Consider the following 438-nt stretch of genomic DNA (forward strand, 5'->3'; position numbering starts at 1 on the left):
ATCTCCAGGCGTGGCTTGCAGGGCCTGGACTTCGACGCCTTCCAGGCAAGCCTTGAAGCACTCAAGCGCGACGTAGCAACGTTCCGCAGCGCCGCTGCCACCCCCGCCGAACAGGGTGAGGGCCCAACGCCCTGCAGCCCCGACGACCTGTTGCGCCTGCTCGACATCCTGTGCAACTGGTCGGGTCATGACCCTTCCGCGGGCGACGCGTCCGCTCCGCTGCTGGTCATCCGGGCGAAAAGCGTTGAAGACAAGCCGAAGCCGGAACGGGCAGCAAAAGCCACACCCCCAGAGCCGGACAACGAGCCAACGGCGGAAGCGGACGACGCCGAGGACGACGAGGCCCAGCCCGAAGAGGACGCGGAGATCAGCATTCTCAACAGTTTCTTCGTCGAGGATATCGCGCGGGCCATCGGCGCACTCGACCAGGGCAAGGCC

General features: G+C 66.2%; 1 pseudogene. It reads left to right on the plus strand.

The features are described from left to right. Positions 1-15: 15 nt before the first annotated feature. Positions 16-438: pseudogene (locus I6F21_RS37945) on the plus strand (hypothetical protein); the annotation flags it as partial.

This window comes from Bradyrhizobium sp. NBAIM03 (genome assembly GCF_020194055.1).
Lineage (GTDB): Bacteria > Pseudomonadota > Alphaproteobacteria > Rhizobiales > Xanthobacteraceae > Bradyrhizobium > Bradyrhizobium yuanmingense.